This window comes from Paenibacillus sp. 01T431, assembly GCF_056398625.1.
In genome coordinates, this window is record NZ_JBFTPT010000006.1 from 308214 (window position 1) to 329028 (window position 20815).

The following is a 20815-nucleotide window of genomic DNA, read 5'->3' on the forward strand; positions in this document are numbered from 1 at the left end:
CTATTGCGCATACCTAATTAGTATCTTGTTAGCCTCAGCAATGAATCGATCGTTCGTCTGTATGGTCCTTGGATCAATCTCAGCAAAATGTAACAAATTGCCGCCTGTCACCGCGTCCATCACGCCGACATGTGTAACTAGCCCCCAATTCGCTGTAGCCACAGGGTAAGGCGCATCTGCCGTCAGTTTAACCGTCATTTTGCCGCCGTCTAAAGCAGCTGCTGACAGGGTGATAAGCTGCCTTGCATATGCTCCTCCATTTACCTCTGCCCCTGTATTGGCTGCTGTGGGACTTGATGTATAAAGTGCGAGATACAATGCGCTGGGAGGCGTAAAAGAAACGCCCCGCAATGCATTAAGATTTCGTGCTGCCTGATAATTGGATATAGCCATGGTGTGTTCAGCTCCTATTCAAGTTTGTATTCGTTTTTGATCATGAAACCGTTTATGGTATTGCTACCGATATTCGTTAAAACAAAAATCGGACTAGCGCTTAGATCGCCGTCCGATTCAATGGTTATCGTATGAGGTGATTGTGAAATCACAAGCTCCTCTATATTTTCCTCGTCACTCTCAGGAAAGGGATTGTGCATCTTAAGCGGCAGTTGGAACATGCCATCATAGATTATTTTCTCAATGGACAGTGTTCCAGCGTATCGCGCTCGATATCTTTTACCTGGTAGGTCGCTATACGTTATGGTGCGATCCCCGCGCTTAGCGTCAAATATGCGAGCAATTTCTCTGACCTTGGACTGGTAATCCAAAGTAGCATTATCAGCCATCAATATACATTCGTGTTCGATGACCCTCGAACCGTATTCCGATCCGAAATCCACATCACCATCTCTGCCGGCTATTTGTACCGTGTAATCCCTTGTTTCAGGTAGAGGAGGTATATCCCTCCTCTTAAACCCAATGCCAAGAGACGACCACGGGATGCCATCAACATATGCTTCAATCATCGTGATTTGCCTCCTCGCGATTGAAATCTCCGAACCACATTGTCCCGCTCCGTCCAGTACGTCTTAGCTGTGGAAGAATCATCGATGTTAACATCGCCCGTATGAGAAACGGTGTAGTAATTGTGATTCACAACGGATTCTGATGAGCCTGAAGCCATCGAGAAGCTTGGCATGCTGTAGGAAAGGTTCGGCATCGCAAAATTCAAAAGTTTGAATAAATTGCTTTGTTGCCTTTCGTTAAAAATAAGCTCACCTGCATGCGCAATCACAGGAACAGCAGCTCCACGATTACCAAGCACAGCGCCGCCTTCTGAGAAGTGTTGAAGCTTGCCTGTATCTTGCTTGACGTTATACAAATCGCGTATCTCTTTGTTGCGAGCTGCTAGGCTAGCCATTTTTGATTTATCGCCGCTGGCTTTGGCAGCATCCCACAAGTCTTTATTGTTGTTGTATTCTTGTAGGTCCCGTTCTTCTTGTGACATGGAGATGCTGCTTATCTTACTCATTTTTGATTGGTAGGCCGCGATAAAGGCGTCAAGCTGGGTTAGGATCTCAGCATTCTTTTCAGATTCTTTTAAAATCTGTATTTGCTTCAAAGTATCCGATTGCTTAATGGTTTCGTCTGAGAAATCCTTAAAGGCACTAATCAAAGCATCGTAATGTGTTTCAAGCGTTTTAACTTGATCATCATACGCTGCAACTTTAAGAGCCTTTTCTTCCTCAAGCTTCTTCTTGTCCGCTTCTAAGCTTCGAATGGCAAGTTCGCGACCGCGATCCAGCTCCATCTTTGCGATTTCCTTAATTAAGTCCTCGCGCTCTTTGATTCCTTCAGGACCAACAGCCGACTGCAACAGTAATAACCTAGCTCGTTTTTCAGCTAGCTGGGTATCATAATCGTCATCGGCGTTCTGCTCTTTCATGGAGGCAATAACGGCATCGATCGCTTTAATCTTTTCATCTTGAGCTGCTACGAAAGCGTCCTTCTCATCGTTGATCCGCTGTATATTGTCCTTCTTAGCCTTTTCAAGGGCTTTGTCTTGGATTCCTATGAGTTTTGTGGTATCAGCGGTCTCTTTATCGATAAGCTGCTTCTTAAGGGCATAGACTTGCTCGTCAGCCCGCTTCCGTTCCTCTGTTCCTTTCAGGTAACGCGCTTGCACCCGCTCCCATGCCTTCAGCTCTTCTTCAAGCGATAATCTGCCCATAGCCTTTTCATGCGAAATAAACGACTCTGACAAAGACATTGTCTCACGCATCGCGGCTTTCTTCGCTGCATAAACCTGTTCGTCCAGACTCATTCTGATTTCTGAGCCTATTTTGTATCGCGCCTGTACCTTCTCAAGCCAAGCTAATTCCTCCTTGGCTGATACTTCCCGCGTACCCTTTTGATGAGCAATCCAGCTTGTCGAAGCGTTATAGGTATCCTGCTCTTTCTTCTTGGTTTCTTCGATGAGCTGCTTCCTAAGCGCGTACACCTTCTCGTCAGCAGCCATTCTTTGTTCCGAGCCTTTAATATATTGAGCTTGCACTCGTTCCCAAGCAGCAAGTTCTTGCTCTGTAGACAGTTGACCCATTGCCTTGTTATGATCAATCCACTTTTGAGATGCGGCAAACGCCTTAGCGAGTGGGTCATCCTTCTTTGAAGTTTTCTTCTCTTTTTTCTCGTTTTTTCCCTTATCAGGCTGAATGCCAAAATTAGGATCGTTATAAAGATCAGAAAGAACTTTTATTTTATCGTCATAAGTCGAGAGTGTCTTAAAATACTCGTCATAATAGCTGTTTATTTCTGCAAGTGCCGCATCTTCTTCAGCAATTTGTTTCTTTGCATTTTGCTGAAGGATATTAGAAGGGTTAAAGCTTCCATAATCACCGAATAGCGGCGTTGTTGGCATGGAGGCAACCTTTTCTAGTTCTTCGCGCTTCTGATTTGCTCCGTTAAGCTTTGCCTTTAACGTGGCTAAATCTCGAATTCCTTGCATCTCTACGCCATAAGCTTTTAACCTGTCTTGCGTTGCAAGCATTGTATTCGCGGCCGATGATTTTTCGCTTTTCAGATCATCAATTGCCTTCTGAATCTTCTCTTTACGCAAAACCTCAACAGCATCTTTTTCGAACATCCAACCATCTGCTGCCTTATAAATTTTATCCGTCAATTCTGGATACTGAAGAATAAGGTCAACCGCACTTTCTGCATTCATGGCTTGTCCCGAATTTAATTCTTTCAGGACATTATTCAATTCGTTAATAGCTGTGCTGTTGCCTTCGATTTGTTCTTTGAATTTCTCGGCAGCTTCTCTCGCTTCATCTTCGCTTTGTGTCAGCTTGCCGTTTGATCCCGCCAATTGATCTATGGCCATATGCCCGAGTTGAACATTTAAATCAGATAACGATTCCTTMAATTTGTTATTGGCTTCGGTCAATCCTGAGACTTTTAATTTGGCAGCTTCCAATTGATCCGAGTATCTTTGCTTATCAGACATGCTCCGACTTTCAGCAAGCTTCTTCTCCACATCGCTCAATCTTTTGGTTGCTTTCTCTAACTCGGTTTGTTTCTTAATTTGTAATTCAACCGTTTCGTTTCGTTGATCGTTCAAAACAACATTTTGAGCTTCCTTTTGAGCAGCAACCAGGTCATTCATTGCAGCCACTTGCAGGGCAACAGCTTCGTCTGTATAACCCGCAGCCTTTAATTGTGCAGCGCCTTCTTCACCGAGTGTTATCGCAAAAGCCTTCGATACCTCATCGAGCTGCTTTTTAACTTTAACGCTTTTTTCAGAAGACAACGTACCCGAATCTAATAGTTCTTGGTATGACCGCTGAGCTTGAACCAGTTTAGGTAAGAACTCAATTTGTCTTTCATATTGACTTACCAATTGCTGAGAGGCTGAGCTTTCGTCTTTCATGCTTTGGATATGTTCACGCTGTTTCTTCTCAGCAGCTCCGAGCGACATGACATAAGCTGCGATTAGACCAACCGCCAAAGTAATGCCTGCCGTCCAAGCAGCTGTTACCAGCATTGATGCTCTAGCAGCTGCGGTGAAGGCTACCATTTGACCTGTTGCAGCTGTATTTAAGGCAATATGCATTTCAATTGCCGTATTCAGTGCGACTTGTGCAGCTCTGTACTGCGCATATAGAGGTGCAATTAATTTATAAACTGCAATTAGTCCAGCAATGCTTGCCGTGGCTGCAAAAACACCTTTTGGAATCTTAGTGATACCGATTAACAGCTGATCAATGATATCAAGCGAACCCTTAATAGCTGATCGTAGGCCGTCATCGCCTGCCTGGTTAAAGATTTCTAGCAATGAAGTCTTCGCTTGCTGCGCTTTACGCTGGATCGTATCCATTTGAACTTGCAGGTATTCCAGCGTCATACCCGTTGATCCAATCGACGCTGCTGTTCCAAGTAGAATATCCCCTGCATTTAGGGAAGCAGCAAGCTTAGCAAATTGATAAACGCCGCGTGAAATGGCTGCATACGACTGTGTTAAGTCATAGTTCTTATCCGTAACCGCTATGGAAAGGTCAAGCAAAATATCTTCTGCTTTTCTCCACTCTTCCATCCCGTCAACAACAACTTTCGTCGCTACGCCTAAACTTTCAATTTCGGATACTGCTTTATCCGTTCTAATCGTACCGAGAACGGTTTTCCACATGTTACCGAGATTTTCCCCAGACAAAGCGGTATTCCGAATACCTGAAGAAATAAGACCATTCATAAAGTCAAATGATACGCCTGTTTCGTCTGCGATTTTACCTGTACGTTCAAAAGCAGCGCCAAGGTCACGCGCTGGTGCCATTGTGTCATGCGCCACTCTAGACCAGGAGTCCAGCACCCGATTACCAATAATCATGGCATCATTTGAATTTTCGATTTGGACCGCGTATTGCGACATAACCGATTCCATTGATTTGGTAGCTGACTCCAGACTTACAAGGTCAACCGTGCTGAGCATAGTGGACTGTCGAACCAACTCCTGTACAACTTCAACGTCTTTGTACATCCGGCCCCATAGTCTTGCGGATTCTGTCACGTCCATAATCTCCGCACCTAGCGCATGAGCGGTATGAATGAATTGTGTGGTTTGTTGACTTAGACGCTCTGTGTTCATGATCATTTCATGGGTGCCTTCAGCAAAAGAGACAAAGTACTTCTCGTTGGTTTGAACATAGCCGGCCATGTTTGCTTCAATGCCGACTAAGCCCTCTCTTAGTGCTTCTTGAGCAACATGAATGGAAGAATAAATGCCTTGGAACACTGTGGCATGCAAGGCGGCATTTTTTATCTTATCTAGCATTCCGCTCGAGTTTTGGTAGCTGCTTGTGTCGATCGGGCTTGATGACTGGTTTAACCGATTCAATCTCGCTTGATGCTCTGCTGTTTGCTGCTCAATGCGTGTTTGACCATTACGCATTTGTTGATACTCACGATCCAAGCGAGCTTGAAGTGCGTTATCGCGGGCGCCCGCTGCATTGGCCTTACTCTGCAGTGCATCCATTCTCTTTTGATGTTCGCGTTCTTGCTGCTCGATCGCTTCATTGCGACGTCTAACCAGTGTCTCTTGCGCTTTTAGTTTTTCGTCCACAATGGCATTTGTTTTATTTAATGATTCTGTTTTAGCTTTGAGCAATTCCGCTTGAGCATTACGCTGCGCCACAAGTGCATTTGACTCCGCAATCATCTTCTTGCGCCGTTCATCCGCGTTCATTGCCATTTTGTCCGCTGCTTTAGCCAGTGACACATAGTTCTTTTCCGTATGAGCTAGTTCAGCATTTAATACCTTAAAGGATTCCGCATTTTTTCTCGCGCCGCCATCAATTACCTTAAAAGCTGGAGCCATCTTTGTTATGTCTAGATTAAGCCTTGCGCCTACTACATCTTTATTTAAAGCTTCCATTTAATCACCTACCTTTCTTCAAATCTCTTATACATAAAACAAGCACACCATAAACATGATGTGCTTGTTTTATCCGTTAAGGGACAGCTCCCTTACCGATTGAAATAACCTAGAATCTCTGAAATTCCTGTTTTGGACAGCTTTTTTGGTTCCTCGATTGTCCCGCCGTGCAGTTTAATTTCTTCCTTCATCTCCTCGTTTAAATCGTCGAAGATGGCTGATATTTCATACCAATTATGATCATACCAAGGCTTAATTAACTTGCGGCGTGATAATCGACCATAAAGCTCTTGCATGGTTAACGGTTTGCTATCTCCAGACGATTTGGGCTTATCCGGTCCCTTACTTACCGAAAAGAAATCGATCCACAGCGGATTCCATTAATTCCGGAATGCTGTCTTCGAATTCCTCCTTTGTAAAACCTTCAATGCAGATAATGTTGAGGATTTCAATCCATTTACCTGCTGCTGCTGCTTTCTCCTCTTCGCTACCAATCGCAACAGAGAATTTGATTTTGAGTAAGCCATCGCTATACAGTTCATTTACTTCTTTGATTTGTTTTACCGTTCCGACACGTACCCGCTTCATGATATCTGCTGAGAATTGTATTTCTGGACCGATCCCCATAATTAAATTCATTTGCTCTTCTTGTTCCACTTTTGTTTCCTCCTTAAGGAGGGGCTGGTTCAGCCCCTTATATTTTACTAAGTAGCGATAATGTCAATGACTTTGCCGTCTGCTCGTCCCGCATCCAGAATCGCTAGATCGATGGAATTGGCTGTTGCGGATTTCCGTTGCTGGTCGATGGTGAATGTACCAAGCATTTGCGCCTTATAGATGATAATGATGCAATCAAACCATTCATTGGTTTCATCATCGAGGGCTTTACCATAAGCTACAAACTTATATGCTTTATTTCTCGATGTTGTCTTGAGCGATGCAACTGATGCTGTTGTCGAGTTGTAATCATAAAACACCCGAATATCCTTGCCTACCAGCGTAGCATCACCAAGAGTAATGACTCCAGCTGCAGTAATGCTATATTGCAAAGCAGTCGGTGCAGAAGCAACGCGAGTTAATTGCGCCCCGGAGTTAGTTAATCCTTTTGTAGCGACAATGATTCTTTCTGAACCCGCGACAAGTGACGCTCCTTTGGAGAGCGTTACTGTTGAGCCAGTTAATACAGCCAGCTTCTCCACATGTGGAACAATTGTTGCCGCTGTTGTTAGCGTCGCTCCCGTAGCTGCTAGCAGCTGGTTGTAATCCAACAATGCATTTTCGATTTGAATGCCCGATTCCGCATCTTGCTCCGTAAGGTGGAATGAATATTTACTCGTACCGCCGTAGACCCTTTGCTGCTTGGCGTCGATGTTGAGCGTCAGTTTGTTCAATCGTTCGAAATACGCTGATGGATCGCCATTTACGATATCAAATAGTGCTGCATTCGAAATATCATCGACAACCCATTGCTTTGCTGACAGTGACATGCTTATTTCCTCCTTTAAAATAAAAAAGCCTAACCGTTAATGATTTCGGCTAGGCGTTTGTCGATCTCTTCAATTCGTTTGAATTCCTTCTTGGTCTCATAACCGTCAATTGGGTTAAAGGATTCCCAAATCCCCAGCTTCTTGGCGAGTGATATTTTTTCTTGTGTCAGTTTTTCTTCCTCACTCTGCTCTGCTTGCTCTTTCAACGTCCTCACCTCCTGACATAATCGACATCATAAATAGCCATATATCCTTTAACACCCGTGATGCCTGTAGTCAAATCGTCGTCATAGGCTAAGTGGCATTTAAACGATTTAAACGACTCATGAGAAATGTATTTGTCATGCAGGAGTTCGAAAGCGCACTGCGCAATGTTTCGCGCTTGAACAGCTGTTGGTGCGTAAAAATCCAAACAAAACTTACCTTGAAATACAAGATGGTTGCGGCTGCTGAATTGCCCTGGTTTCACATACATCATGATTTGAGGTACGTTTTTGCTCGTTATTGCCTGGTCGGGTTCCTTGCTTTTCACAAGTCTCAAGCTGGCATCTTTTGGCAGTGAAAGCGGCGTAAGACCAAAGAACGCCATAAATGCTTCATCCTGCTTAAAAATACTGTATAGTCCATCTATTAGCGCTTGGCTCAAGCCGTCACCTCATTCTAAAATATTTATGATACGGAAAGTCCTCTATCACTCGCTGCAATCCATCAAGAATTCGTTGCCGATTTGACTGCAAAGCAATCCTTAAGAAGAAAGTCGGCGGAGTAGGACCAAAACTACGATCTATTTCCCCGCGAGCTGCCATCTCCTCCAAATCCACGCCAGCATAAGAACCGCCTGACTCTCGCATCGTGCCATCGATCGCTTTATATTTCCCTTTGCCGCGACCAGCAACAGCTCGATTTGATTTAGAACGGTACCTATTCCATAATTCTGAACTCATGTACCGACTTAAGCCTGGATTGTCGCTTTGCCCTGCCATTAACGATCCCTTACCGAACTGTTCAAGCCATGCTTGCCAGTAATCCGCAGTTATCTCCATGCTAAACATATTTGATGCGAGCACTTCAAACTGCTGCCTGACGTGGTTTCGAACTTCTGGATAATAGCGAACGTTGCCTTTTGCTGTTTCTGTGACCAAATCAGAAAGATTGATGATCTCAGACAAGAGCTCATTCTTTAATGCTCGTTCAGCTGCCACCGAATCATAACCTGCATACCCGTTACTCATCGCATATCCTCTGATACTTGGATATTCAATAAATTGGGATACTTCATACCGTCCACAACGTCAACCTGAAAGGGAATTCCATCTATAATCAATCTGTCGGGAGAAGGCAATTCTTGCGGTCGCATTACATCGACAGAGGTTTGAAGAATGACTACGTATTTGGTTGTTGGGAGCAACCCTTGATCCTGTTGCCTTAAATCAGCTGTGACATATTGAACAAAGCTAACAACTCCCTCTTGCACTGTAATAAAGTCCGGCGCGCCTACAGGGTTATCGTTTACATCAAACTCTTGTCCATAACGCTGAACATCAATAGCTGCGTTTGATTTGAGCAATGAGCAATATTTATCCCGCTCAACTATCTGCCGCATAGTTAGGACCATATAGGACGCATCTACTTCCACGATATCGCCCAGCGCAATGATAGATTTCGGAGCAAACAAACCATTATAGACGTATTCTTTGCCCATTACCGTCGTTGCTTTAGTTTCACGGGATAGAATTACCTTTTCTGACGTCCCGTTGATTAGACAAGCAATTTGGCGCTCTGGGAATTCATTGAACACATTCCCTCACCTCGCCCTGTGTGAATCTATCAAACGTGTTGGTCCCGAAACGCCGAAAACAGGGATAGTCGATTGTGCACTACCCCCGTCTTCAATTAAACCAATATGCTCAAATGCTTCATCGACCAGTGCAATTGAGACCACTTGCCAATCTACTATCTGGTTTTCGATAGACCAATCAAAATCTTTTTTTGACTTTTTGATTCTCGCTGCCATGGAAGGAGCTAGCATCGCGGCCACCATACAAATAGCCGCAGCATAGAGGTAATTGGCATCATCGCCTACTAACTCTGAGTATTGCGGCACGTTTTTAATTACTTTGGCTTCTGCGATCGGTAACACAGAAGGAGCGTCAATGCTGGCGTTGGATAATATTTCTTCACCAACGCCCAAACGCCACCTAATTTCGTCGTGATAGGTTTCGGTTGTCAGAATCCTATTCGGCAACCGAACCACCACCAGCAGCCGCAATTGCTGCCATCAGCTCATCGGCGCTCATCTTGGTATAACCCGAAATTTTCAATTCTTTAGCGTTTGCCTTAAGGTCTCTGAGATCATTCTCCGCAATAAGTGCGTCCAATTGCCCTTGCAGTACCTCTTCGCGCTCCTTGGACTGTTGAAGCTCCGCCTGAAGCTCCAGTTCCGGAATTGAAGGGTTTTCGCTAATCACTTCATCGCTTTCAATAATTACGGCTAGCAATTCACCCGATGCTGCATTACGTATTTGTTTCTTTGCGATCTCCACCAAGCCGTCAGGGGCATCAGTTACGATATCCCCTGCGTTGTATTCACCAACAGCATCCACTAGCACTTTTACAATTGTCACGGTAGATTCCTCCCTCTTACGCTACTGTAGCGAAGATATGCCAGTTTACGTATTTTAGTTTCGGTAGCACCGTTGCACCGTTAATGACTTGCCATTGGTCAGGATCGCCTTTAATTAGCTTTGGCAGAGCGAATTTGCCCGGGTGACCAGTGAAAATGTCCTCGTAGTTGTTCGGGCTTGTCACGAGGTCCATCATCGAACCAGTAACGCCTTGTCCGACGATAATAACCGCATTGTCGGGAATAAAAGGAAGGAATGTTCCTGTTTCATCAATATAGCCGCCATCATAGACTTCGTATTGCAACCCGTTGAGGTTCTGATCAATGATAGTTGCCAGTGAATCTGCTGTTACGATATTTTTTCCATGAGTATTTTTCAAAAGGTCTCTAATTTTTTCATTTTGCTTTAGGTACGTATCTACCTTTTTGTTCGCAATGACTTTAACAGCTCTTGCACCGCTTCCACGGAATCGAAGAATCCAGTCATCTAGATCCTTAAGCGGATCGGCGGTTGCTGTATTGCTCCACAGAACGGAAGCAGTAGGTTTATTGTTTGCTGGAACACCGTAATCAATCGTAAAAGATGGCTTGGTGGCCGTCGCTGGAATGACTAGCTTACCAGTCAGTGGCTGCCAACGCATCCATTCAAACCTTGTTTCAAGTCGAGCGTTAAGGTTAATCATGCGCTCGATCATGTACTCCTCTGCCCATAGCTGATCCAGCTTCGAACCCGGTTGGCGCAAGACTGCCATTTTTTCGCGATCGATAATAACTTTTTCCCGCCATTCCTGATTCGTGAAGCTCATTGACTTGACGAGTGGAGGCGTGTGAATTGGTGATGGATCGTTAAGGCCGGTTGGCGGCGTCATGCCTGTATCGTCATACGTGATATCGTATTCGATTGTAAGACCGCGCTCCGTTTTCAGGTCCACGCCTCCTGTGAGCAATTGGGCACCTCGGAATGAGTTGATATCCGTACGGATATTTTGAACGACTTCAGTTAGAAAGTATGGATCTAGTACGTTAACTGCCATTATTGTGTATCCCCCTTATGCGAAGTAGCATAGACGCAACGCTGTTTTAGCAGCTGCATCAATGCCCGTCAGTTTTGATTCTGTGAAAATGCCTGCGATCCATGCGGAAGCTCCAATATCTGAAGCGGATGTATCCTGATCGTTATCCAAGATGCACACAGCAACCTGTGAACCGTCTGTAGCTGCAGGTTTGTAAGGGATGAACTTTTTGGATGCCGTTATTTTCCCAAGCACTGTTCCTTTTTTAATTACTCCATTACCTTGTGCCAAGAGCACGCCGCCTGGTATCCGCGCCTGAAGATCGGTTGATGCAAGAACTTCTATAAATTCTTGCGTAAATATCTGCCCCGGTCCCGGAGCGCCATTGTACTGAGCATGATTCATATTATTTGTCCTCCTTAACTAGATGACCATTACCCGAGCTTTTAAGAGCTGTCCGAGCCTCTTCACGAGCTAATGCTCTGATTTCTTCAGGAGTTTTTTCTACTCCGGTGTTTTGCGAATTACTTGGTGCAGCTCCACTCAAAGCACCAGCTGGCAAATCAATATTAGCTCCCTGTGTATGTTGGCCGCCCCCGCCCAGCGCCGCTTGTGCATGCGCTTCATACGAAGCGTTGATTTTTTCAATTTCCGAGACAGGCAAATGAGATAGCGCCGTCTTCATTGCTTCAACGTTAAATGCTGCGCCCAGCGCACGGATGCCTGCGCTACATGCCTGATCAGTAACTTTTATCTTATACGCTTCGCCATCTGCCGCTTGTGCGCTTAATGATGCAATCTTGCCAACAATGTCCGAGTCATTCGTTATACCTAACGCTGTACGAATCTGACCAAGTAAACCGCCTGTTGCTGCAAGAGCAGCTTTTTGTTCATCTGTCACTGTTCCATCTCCTTCGGCCAATGCGTTGGCCTGTTCTTTATTTTGATGTTTCTTTGATACGAAAGCAGACATACCGCCTTTGTTCCCGAAAAAATAAAAGACGCGACCATCGCCATCGAGCGACTTCGCATCTAAGAATAAGGGCTCATATTCGGTTTTTGATTGCTGAATGTCCTCTTCTTGCGAATGCTCCGACAGAGACCCGCGAGTAATGCCTGCGCCTTCATACCCTCCGTCGAATACAATGGAGTTTTCCATGATATAACCATCATCCGCTAATACCAGGCATTCTTTACCGTCATATTGCTGACCGCGCATATGGGAGCAATCAGCACTCCTGAAGTAATCCCCTCCGCATATGCTGCATGTATGCTTGGTGGATACGAAACCCGCTGAAGTATCAAATATCGTGCCGGAATCAATACCTATGGCTAATTGATCAGCTGAAATCCCGTTTGCTTCCAATCCCTTAGCCATATAATGATCACCATAAAGCTCCAGTTCACCATTTTCCTCAACGATACGACTATCGAATGTCCTGCCATAAGGGAACGATAAAGCTTCCCATTTCTGCCAAGGATGATCCACCAATAAGGCGACACCTTCTCTGACTTGATCAGCCATTTTTCGAAGGAAGTTAGGCGTAATCTTCATTTTGTACTTTTCAATCCGTTTGGTCCCGATGATTTTAGCTTGAAACACATGCACCTGCTCGTCGGTTAATTGAACCAATGCCTTTTGATTAATCTTTGCTAGCTGTTCCGCTGTCGGTTTTGCCATTTTTGTTATTCACCTCCTTCCTCTGGCTCAATTGCCTCACTTCGTTTATGCTGCAACTTTTCTACCAGCTCAGCAGGAATCTTGGCGTCCAAACCAAGTGTCCAACGAACTTCCTCTGCTGCCTCTTGTGGCGTAATATAAAACTCCTTCTCAGCCAAAACATAGTTATTAATCTTGGAGCGCCTATCTCTTTCAATCTCATTTTCAGATCGTAAATCAATAGGAGCATAATCAACTTCAACATTTGTCTGTGTCCCCTTCACCCTCACGGACATAGAAAAAGCCCGCTGCCAGAAACGTTTGGTTACGCTCCGTGCGGACTCTACATTTTTGATGTATATTTGGGTATCGATCGAACTGTATGTCTCAGTTGAACCTTGATGACGGGATAAGATGGTCAGCAACGTCTTAAGCGATGTAGCCATTTGCGTGTCGATGATATCGATAAGTTTCTTAATATCAATCATCGGGCCTGTGCTGCCGCCTTTTAAATACTCGACCTTGACGCTGTCCCAATGAACAAAAGTATCATCAGGGTTCAGGGAATTGAAGTGCGTCATCACCTCGCCCATCCGTTCCGTTAAGAACTTCTGTTGGGCTGCCGGATTGTTCTGTATGGAAGTAGGAGCATTCTTCAGCATAATCTCTTCCATCATCGAAATGTCCAATCGTGGATAACCTTGATTATGGACCACCGCTTTCAGATCCTGCAGCACTTGAAGGTGGAAGAATACCACCTGGAGCACTGGCAACATCGGCGTTCGCCCGTATGGGTCATCGACCATCGGATCGAATTCTTCATAAATGAATGTCGGCGTATCAATCTTTTTGTATTGGCCGAACCATTCCTCTCCAACTTGCCTCCTTGGATGCTTTACGTATTGCCACGGTGTAAGTCTGTCAGTGTCAGACTCTCTCCTAAACCAAATAAGTGCCGGATCGACTGGGACGATATCAATCACATCGTTGCATTGCTCATTCAGCACGACTTCGCCAGCACAAGCCCCTCGGACCATAACCATCATCCGTTGTATCGTGTCCAACTTGTCCAATGACCGTCCGTGCTGATAACCAGGTGACGGCAGCGGAGTATTAAGCATGGTCTTTAACTCGTCCAGTACGTGTTGTCCGCTTTTGTCGTTATTCTTATTAGGCTTCTTTGCCGTAAACGTTAACGTTGTATCTCCCATCCTCAAATAGGTGTACAGGGCATAGGATACATCTGGATGAACAGATATAAGCAGCTCTAGCAATTCCTCGGCTGTGTAGCTTTGAAGCTTAGTAAGATCGATGTTGTGCGCTTGCTGATACTTCTTTGGAAGCCAGTTGAATATGCCGAATGGGTTCGTGCTTTTAGGAACTGTTGCCCGGCCTACTCCCGTCATCCGCTTAGTCACAGATGCGGGAAGGACGCTCATTGCAACAGAATAGATTACCTTTTGATACCATTTCAAGTCTTCACCCCCCTCCTACACTACCTCCGAATAGTCACTCCACCGATAAATGGAGTCATTACGCGCTCGTTCTGCGGATCAAGCATGTATTCACCAAAGGCCAACACGAAAGCATCTGCTCTGTCAGGAGATTTAAGCCCGCGTTTCTTCATGTCATCCTTGCTTTCGAGCATGATCTTGCCCTTAGATGTCATTCGCCATTTACGAGTAGAGAGCTGTGAAATAAGAGTGTCATCGTCGGGAAGCTCAAACTCTGGCGGCAATCCACTAATAAAGGCTGTCATGTTTCCTTCCAACTCTCTCCGTATTGCTCCCCACATCTCTGAGCTCAAGTTCCCATAGTGCTCATCAAATGTTTTGCCGTTGTTGTTTATCGGTACAATCTCCCAAAACAAACCTTCTTCGGAGACGATTTCTTTCAGTCGATCGGTCACGCCGCCGCCGACTCCGGTATCATCTACTCGAATAATTACTCTTTCAATGTTTGCATGCTCGAGCATTATGTCCTTTGTTAACCTTACTACCCAGCCTGCTGTAACCATCGTATCCTCTTTATGATGATGCTTCTGTCCGACAGTCTTCTTACCGATGCCTGCATAAATGGATGTTTCATCATCACCAAAACGGGCAACGTCACAGCCGACCGTTAATACAGTGCCGGTAGGTTTTACCTTAACTTCCCTTGCTGCAAACTCCGCAGCCTCCAATGCAATGAATGTGCCTGCCTCACCGCGAGGAAACTGCCCTTCTACCCGAACCCGCCATACATCGCTACCGTCGCCGTATTTTTGCTTGAGCATTTCAATGTTTTCTTTGCTGGTTCTCGGACTATCGAGACAAGATACCTGATGCGTTTTGTAGATGTTGCGATCCCTATTATGTGAATCAAAAAAGAACCCGCTCGTTTTCGTTGGGTTCCCGCACATGAAAAGCTTATTGTACTCTCCTGAGAGTGTACCGAATATGGCAGCCATAATGCGATCATCAACGCCTGACGCTTCATCTACGATAAACAGCATGTAATCCTCGTGAAAGCCTTGCATGTTCTCAGGCTTGGTTGCAGTCCGTGCTGTGGCAAACCAGCGTTCTTCATTCTTTCGCATGTAGACTTTCGTCTTTGTCCATTTGAGGATACGTTTCAGAATTGGGCTTTTAGACTGCCATTTGCTTATCTCAGCCCATAGAACGTCATTGAGCTGCTGCCGCGTTGGAGCTGTACACACAACGCGAGGGAACGGGAAGCAACATAGGAACCAAAGCGCAATAGCAGCTTCAACCGCTGTTTTCCCAACTCCTTGACCTGATCTTACGGAAACTAATCGATGATTGGCTATATCGTTTGAAACCGCTTCTTGCCATTCGTCCGGATTAAAATTAATAATTTCTCGAAAGAAGGTATTCGGGCTCTTTCGGTAAACCGGTATGCGCAGTTTGAATGCGGCCATTCGTTTGGTCAAGCTATCTGGCTTACTCATCACCCATAACCCCGCTTACCCAATCGTCGATTAATTTCGAATCGTCATCTTTGTCATCTTTATTAGTAAGCTTTTCAACTTCAAGCTTCAGCTTTTGGACTCGTAATTTATGTTCTTCTTGAACTTCGTCCACAGGCATAGAGCGCAGCATGTCTTCATATTGCCTTATTAAACGCGCGATTATATTCAATGCCGTTGATTGAGACGAAAGGGCAACGGCTTGCTTGTCCCAAGGCTGTTGATACTCCCACTCTTGTTCTGTACCGAACATACCTGGTTTCTTCTTGGTCAGAACTTTTGTAATATCGTTTTGATCTTTGACATGTTGAATCGATTGTGAGCGTATAAAGTTTGTCCATTTGATCCGTATACCCTCCCACAGAATATCAAGAGGAGATAGTTCGGCGGTCATATCATAAATTTGTAACGTTTCCTCATCTTGCGGAAGAAATTTACGAAAAAGGCCATGTTTTACGGCTTTGTCATTCCCAACAGGACCGCCGCCCTTATTTCCCTTTGCATTCTTATTGCCTTTAGGAGCACCGCGACCTTTGGGTTTTATTTCTTCCCATTTATAATAACTTTTCCATTTACGGACAAGCGCTGCACTAATTCCTAATTCTTCTGCAATTGCTGCCGGCTTCATCGTTTTCCCACTATCAAACCACAGCTTGAAAGCTCTTTTTTGATCCGGGCTTTGTTCTCTCGCCATTACTTCATCAACCCCACCTCCGAGTGAATTGAGTGGTTTTCCTATTTTCGCCTCTGCGCGCCATAGAAGTTTAAATGCGCTGTGCGCGAGCTCGTTGTTTTCGTTACATGATGAGTACCCTCTTTCTCCTAGTTACTGTATCTAGAGTGCCACTTAACTAGATTTCTGTTGCACTCAAAGAATCACAGAAATGCGATGAAATCAAGCTTTTTCCTTGTTTCATTTTTGAGTGCAACATCGACCATTTTATGTGAAACTCAAACGTAAAATGGCTTCGTCCATTGCGTCCTGAGTCAAGCCCAAATAACGCAAAGTTTCTTCTTGTGTCTCATGTCCGAACATTTCCATTAGTAACGCTATGGAGTATGCTGCTTCATGTGGATCAGCGTTTTTAATGAGCTGGTATCCCCAAGTTTTGCGAAGGGAATGTGTCCCTATATTTTCAAGACCAAAACGACTTGCGACGCTGCTAAGCATCTTCCAAGCCGTCTCTCTTCGTATCGGTTCACCTACCGCACCTGACAATTTTTTACGCTGCCTTGAAGCAAACAAGTACGCATCGTCCGGCATGTCTTTAATGTACCAAATGAGGTCATCTTGATAATCAGGATGGATGATGAATTTTTTCTTTTTCCGTAGCTTCTTGCGGTTTTTGGTTTTTGATGCCACGAAACTTATGTGAAGCTGATCCCGGACGTGCCCGACCTGAAGTCGTAGAAGATCCGATACCCTGAGTCCACTGTGTATTCCCATTGAAAATAACAGGTAATCTCGGAAACTCTTGACCTTAAGAAAGTTTTTAATTTGGATTATGGTCTCTTTGTCTCGAATGGGTTGTACCTCATTCATTGCCACCACCTCATTAGTTGGATTATAGACAAAAGAAAAAGCACTCTAAAGTGCTTTCATTACTACATAAATTTATTAATCTTATAAGCATTCAACAGCAGTAACTCTTGTTGTGCACGTATGTCTCCCTTTTCTTCTTTCATTTGAGCGTAACAATAATAAAAACCGATTTGTCCTCTAGATAACTGAGCTATTAATATGTCGACATAATTCTTTTTAGCAGAATCATCAATTGAAGCTTGATTAGCAACATATTGCAATATGAAAACAAAATTAGTATAACAAAGATTTATATTTTTGATTATTGGGGTATATCTTTCCATTGCATCAGTAATTGATTCCCCGTGAGTAATATAGCTTTCTATGTATTCATAATATTGGTCTAGCAAAGCTTTACCTTGAGGATCCGTGTCATCAATATATGCTGACGAAACAATAGTATCATGTGCGCTAATCATATTAAAAAAAGTATTCTCAAACCGTTGGATAATCATACTCTCTTTTTGTCCTGCTAATTCTTTTGTTGATTTTGCAACTTCTTCACGCTGAAGTTTCAGTTCTTCTCTTTGAAGTTTTAATTCTTCTCTCTGAATAATTATAGTAAAAATAATTCCTGCGAACGCTAATCCTGAAAACAATGAATTAATTGCCCCAAACATATCACCAGCTTGACCTCTTCCTGATGTACCCCAAAAACATGTCATTAAATAGCCCGACATCAGCCATACAATAAAAATACCTATGCCCCAATAAATAAACGTTCTATATTTCAATCCAATACCTCCATTATTTAAATAAATAATTCCAATTTTCCTATGAACATGATATTATATGCTTAAATCCGAAAGCATCGGTCGAAGAGTCGTATGGGAGGGCATCCCTGCGACTCTTTTTGAGTCTAAATTAAGTCCGTAATTTTCGGAAAAATATTTATTGACCAATACCAAGCCCAACCGGCTGTGATGAGTAGTGCAAGAATTTGGAATAATCCTCCTTTTATTCGTAGTACAAACTTTATTATAAATAGAGCAATTATTATTGGAATAGCCAAAAATCCTAAAATTTGCAAGATTGCTAAAGCAGCATCCCACATGTTGTTCTGCATGTCTTTGAAAATACCATCAATCTCGTTCAAAATCCAATACCTCCTAGTAGTTTTGAACTATAGATTCGACATTTTCCTTCATTTCCCTTTATTGTATGCCCTGCAAAGTGTGTTTCCAGGATGAAGGTGCCTCCTCATCATAGTTTCAGGTGCTACCTGACAGTGCAGGGCTGCTCCTCTCATAAGTAGTCATCAACTACATACTGATGAGAGTCTATGTGTGATGCGCTATATGCGCTTGTCACTGTTGTCTACCGTGACGTCGTTCTTTTCGATTGCGAGGCGCTGGAGCTGCCTGCGGGGCGAATCTCTTTAGTAAGTTTTTCAGCCATTTTTTCATCTTTTGGACACCTCACTCTGCTGCAGAAATGTTTTGAACCTTCATGTCTGCCCCATGGACAGCCGCGGCATTTAGCCGGTTGTTGTTTGCTGTCGCTTACTGTGGGTAATCGTCTTGTAAACCTCAACCGGATCGCCTCCTATACATACAAAAAGGAGCCGCATTAGCGACTCCTTGAAATTATCAATTGCTCAGATCGTCGGAATGATCCGGCAAACTGAACAAGGGACAAGTCAACCTTGTTAAGGGCATTTAACCCCACCTCATCATCACACGCTTGGCGACTGGCGCCTAAGGTCTAAAAGACCCACCGCGTGACCGAGTCCTACAAGTAATAAGGGTACAGTAGGATTCACCCGAGCAACGTTCTGCTCTATGAATCTAACTGTACCCTGTAGGCACTCTTATTTTTGACGCTGATTTCACGCGATTTACGCGCATTGTTTTAAAATAAAATCCGAGTAATCACAAAAACTTAACAATTACATAATCTCATTATAAATTTCATAAATCTTATTAGCGAGATGAGTTTTATCTACCGGGTTATCCTCAGTTTCACCTAATAATCTTGTGCTATATCTTTCTATTAAATTAAAATCATTAGCTTCTGCAATTAATAAATGACAAAAATATATAATTAGAGTATCTTTCCCAATCTGTATTTTCTTTGAATTATCCACTTGAAAAAATTTAGAAGAGAATTTTATGATCTCATCTTTTCGTTTATTTAGTGCGCCGTCCAATTCTAATATTGTCTCTATATTATTGTAATCTAATGGTTCTATAAGTAATCCTATAACATTTAATACGTCTGTAAATTCGATTTCTGGTCTTAGAGTTTCAACTCCAAGAGCAATTTCATTTACTATTTCTGAGCTTAGTATATAAGATTTCAATGAAAGATTGTCAATTAAGACTTTCGACGGTTCAGTTTTTATTTGTTCTGGGATTATCGCCTCATACTCATTGAGTTCGTTCCTAATTCTCAAAAACTCTATATCAGTTAATTCCAACATTCCTGCAAGTCTAGAGAAACTTCTTCTAGTGTCCTTAGGAATTCCGCGTTTACTTTTGTAACCAAGATCATGTTCAATTTCTGCCCAAGCATGCTGCAGTATTGATCTCACTTGTACTTCAACATATAAATTTGAATAGGAACTATACTCAACCAGTTCTGCTCGGTTAGATTTCAACTTAATAATGTAATGAAGTGATAAATAACCAAAGCGGTCAGGATCGTGTGTCTTCCTTTTGTCGATAGACTTTTCATAGTCAACTTCGAATTCATCTTCAATAATTGTTGCTATTTTATCAACATCATCTGAAAAATAAGTAATAATTCTTACACCCGCTAAATCAGTAACATCGGTAAGATTTTGATATTTTTCTTCATTACCTTCCTTACTAATTTTCTTTGATAAGCTATCTTCATCTTTTTCTCTAAATGGTATTGCACTGATAGTGATTCCTTTTGATATAAGAATATCATTTATTAATTGAGAAACTTTCGATGCGAAACTTTGATATAACCCTTTTTTACTTCTGTATTCGTTTAATAAGAGTTCCTTATTACTCATATCTGCCCCTCATTTCTTATACATTCCAATTATTACATAATAGTACTATTAGAATCATATATAAAGGGTTCTACAAAATTTTATAGTTCTAAAAAATCATCTACAGTTAATTACAGAATTTGTTGTTGAATTTCTATAGACGTTACCGATTTTAATGCTGATGTAATACATAATATATTGGCTACCATCCTGAGGTACTTATTCCCATAGCTTTAACGTATTGGCTATTGATTCAATACCACGATTGATTTTACGATCTACCGTTGACGGATGCCATATTTGAAAACGCGCAATGGTTACGTGATGTGGCTGCCCTTTAATATATCGGACATCGATCATTCGTTTAACATCATCATCTTGAATTAGGTTGACTGCTCGATCAATGTTGACAACACTCGCTTTGTAGGCATTGTACACGCCTAACTGTTTTGTAGCAAGTGAATCAATTCCTCTTACTTCGAAATCATCAACAACCGATTTCATGCAGCGATACCGCGATAATGCGGCTTTCGCTATCTTTAATTCAGATTTAGTCGCCTTTGGAAACAATTCTATCTGTTCACCATACCAGTCCATTGCCATTGCCAACATTCCCCACATCCCCTTTATGTTATAATGGAAGATGAGTTTGCACAG

General features: G+C 43.2%; 23 protein-coding genes. All 23 read right to left on the reverse strand.

Features of this window, described 5'->3' with window-relative positions; genetic code table 11:
• The 23 genes from AC1DM9_RS13535 to AC1DM9_RS13645 all read right to left on the reverse strand — a co-directional run bounded on the left by AC1DM9_RS13535 (position 1) and on the right by AC1DM9_RS13645 (position 20770).
• Positions 1-393: a phage tail fiber protein gene (locus AC1DM9_RS13535; RefSeq protein WP_477580410.1), complete on the reverse strand. Its 393-nt coding sequence runs from the start codon at positions 391-393 to the stop codon at positions 1-3.
• A 14-nt stretch (positions 394-407) separates the two neighbouring features.
• A complete protein-coding gene (locus tag AC1DM9_RS13540; protein WP_477580412.1) occupies positions 408-962 on the reverse strand; it encodes a phage tail domain-containing protein in 555 nt (184 codons plus the stop codon).
• Positions 959-5863 (reverse strand): transglycosylase, encoded by a 4905-nt coding sequence (locus tag AC1DM9_RS13545; protein ID WP_477580414.1) that lies wholly within the window; start codon positions 5861-5863, stop codon positions 959-961. The genes AC1DM9_RS13540 and AC1DM9_RS13545 overlap by 4 nt, the downstream gene beginning before the upstream one ends.
• A gap of 92 nt (positions 5864-5955) precedes the next feature.
• A complete protein-coding gene (locus tag AC1DM9_RS13550) occupies positions 5956-6159 on the reverse strand; it encodes a hypothetical protein (protein WP_477580416.1) in 204 nt (67 codons plus the stop codon).
• A gap of 46 nt (positions 6160-6205) precedes the next feature.
• Positions 6206-6520, reverse strand: coding sequence for a hypothetical protein (locus AC1DM9_RS13555; protein WP_477580418.1), 315 nt, complete (start codon positions 6518-6520; stop codon positions 6206-6208).
• A gap of 47 nt (positions 6521-6567) precedes the next feature.
• Positions 6568-7350 carry a hypothetical protein gene (locus AC1DM9_RS13560; RefSeq protein ID WP_477580420.1) on the reverse strand — a complete coding sequence of 261 codons (783 nt, stop codon included), beginning with the start codon at positions 7348-7350 and terminating at the stop codon, positions 6568-6570.
• A 29-nt stretch (positions 7351-7379) separates the two neighbouring features.
• A complete protein-coding gene (locus AC1DM9_RS13565) occupies positions 7380-7556 on the reverse strand; it encodes a hypothetical protein (RefSeq protein ID WP_430059938.1) in 177 nt (58 codons plus the stop codon).
• Positions 7557-7561: 5 nt separating this feature from the next.
• A complete protein-coding gene (locus AC1DM9_RS13570) occupies positions 7562-7996 on the reverse strand; it encodes a hypothetical protein (RefSeq protein WP_477580422.1) in 435 nt (144 codons plus the stop codon).
• A gap of 4 nt (positions 7997-8000) precedes the next feature.
• Complete coding sequence (locus tag AC1DM9_RS13575; RefSeq protein WP_477580424.1) at positions 8001-8582, reverse strand: hypothetical protein; 582 nt, start codon at positions 8580-8582, stop codon at positions 8001-8003.
• Positions 8579-9148: a hypothetical protein gene (locus AC1DM9_RS13580; protein WP_477580426.1), complete on the reverse strand. Its 570-nt coding sequence runs from the start codon at positions 9146-9148 to the stop codon at positions 8579-8581. Before AC1DM9_RS13580 ends, AC1DM9_RS13575 begins: the two co-directional genes overlap by 4 nt.
• Positions 9149-9154: 6 nt before the next feature.
• Positions 9155-9541, reverse strand: coding sequence for a hypothetical protein (locus AC1DM9_RS13585; RefSeq protein WP_477580428.1), 387 nt, complete (start codon positions 9539-9541; stop codon positions 9155-9157).
• Between the two features lie 43 nt (positions 9542-9584).
• Positions 9585-9974, reverse strand: a complete 390-nt coding sequence (locus AC1DM9_RS13590) for a hypothetical protein (protein ID WP_477580430.1) — start codon at positions 9972-9974, stop codon at positions 9585-9587.
• A gap of 16 nt (positions 9975-9990) precedes the next feature.
• The gene (locus AC1DM9_RS13595; RefSeq protein ID WP_477580432.1) at positions 9991-11007 is read right to left on the reverse strand and encodes a major capsid protein; all 1017 of its coding nucleotides are present in this window, start codon (positions 11005-11007) and stop codon (positions 9991-9993) included.
• A gap of 15 nt (positions 11008-11022) precedes the next feature.
• On the reverse strand, positions 11023-11391 hold the full coding sequence (locus tag AC1DM9_RS13600; RefSeq protein ID WP_477580434.1) for a head decoration protein: 369 nt from the start codon (positions 11389-11391) through the stop codon (positions 11023-11025).
• A 1-nt stretch (position 11392) separates the two neighbouring features.
• The gene (locus tag AC1DM9_RS13605) at positions 11393-12667 is read right to left on the reverse strand and encodes a hypothetical protein (protein WP_477580436.1); all 1275 of its coding nucleotides are present in this window, start codon (positions 12665-12667) and stop codon (positions 11393-11395) included.
• A 5-nt stretch (positions 12668-12672) separates the two neighbouring features.
• Complete coding sequence (locus AC1DM9_RS13610; protein WP_477580438.1) at positions 12673-14121, reverse strand: hypothetical protein; 1449 nt, start codon at positions 14119-14121, stop codon at positions 12673-12675.
• 20 nt (positions 14122-14141) lie between these two features.
• The gene (locus tag AC1DM9_RS13615; protein ID WP_477580439.1) at positions 14142-15596 is read right to left on the reverse strand and encodes an AAA family ATPase; all 1455 of its coding nucleotides are present in this window, start codon (positions 15594-15596) and stop codon (positions 14142-14144) included.
• Positions 15589-16308, reverse strand: coding sequence for a phage terminase small subunit (gene terS, locus AC1DM9_RS13620; protein ID WP_477580441.1), 720 nt, complete (start codon positions 16306-16308; stop codon positions 15589-15591). The genes AC1DM9_RS13615 and terS overlap by 8 nt, the downstream gene beginning before the upstream one ends.
• A 246-nt stretch (positions 16309-16554) precedes the next feature.
• Positions 16555-17157 carry a tyrosine-type recombinase/integrase gene (locus AC1DM9_RS13625; RefSeq protein WP_477580443.1) on the reverse strand — a complete coding sequence of 201 codons (603 nt, stop codon included), beginning with the start codon at positions 17155-17157 and terminating at the stop codon, positions 16555-16557.
• A gap of 62 nt (positions 17158-17219) precedes the next feature.
• Positions 17220-17930, reverse strand: coding sequence for a hypothetical protein (locus AC1DM9_RS13630; protein ID WP_477580445.1), 711 nt, complete (start codon positions 17928-17930; stop codon positions 17220-17222).
• A 125-nt stretch (positions 17931-18055) separates the two neighbouring features.
• Positions 18056-18292, reverse strand: a complete 237-nt coding sequence (locus AC1DM9_RS13635) for a hypothetical protein (protein ID WP_477580447.1) — start codon at positions 18290-18292, stop codon at positions 18056-18058.
• A 792-nt stretch (positions 18293-19084) separates the two neighbouring features.
• Positions 19085-20179 carry a GTP pyrophosphokinase gene (locus AC1DM9_RS13640; protein ID WP_477580449.1) on the reverse strand — a complete coding sequence of 365 codons (1095 nt, stop codon included), beginning with the start codon at positions 20177-20179 and terminating at the stop codon, positions 19085-19087.
• Positions 20180-20377: 198 nt separating this feature from the next.
• A complete protein-coding gene (locus AC1DM9_RS13645) occupies positions 20378-20770 on the reverse strand; it encodes a hypothetical protein (RefSeq protein WP_477580451.1) in 393 nt (130 codons plus the stop codon).
• Between the last annotated feature and the right edge of the window lie 45 nt (positions 20771-20815).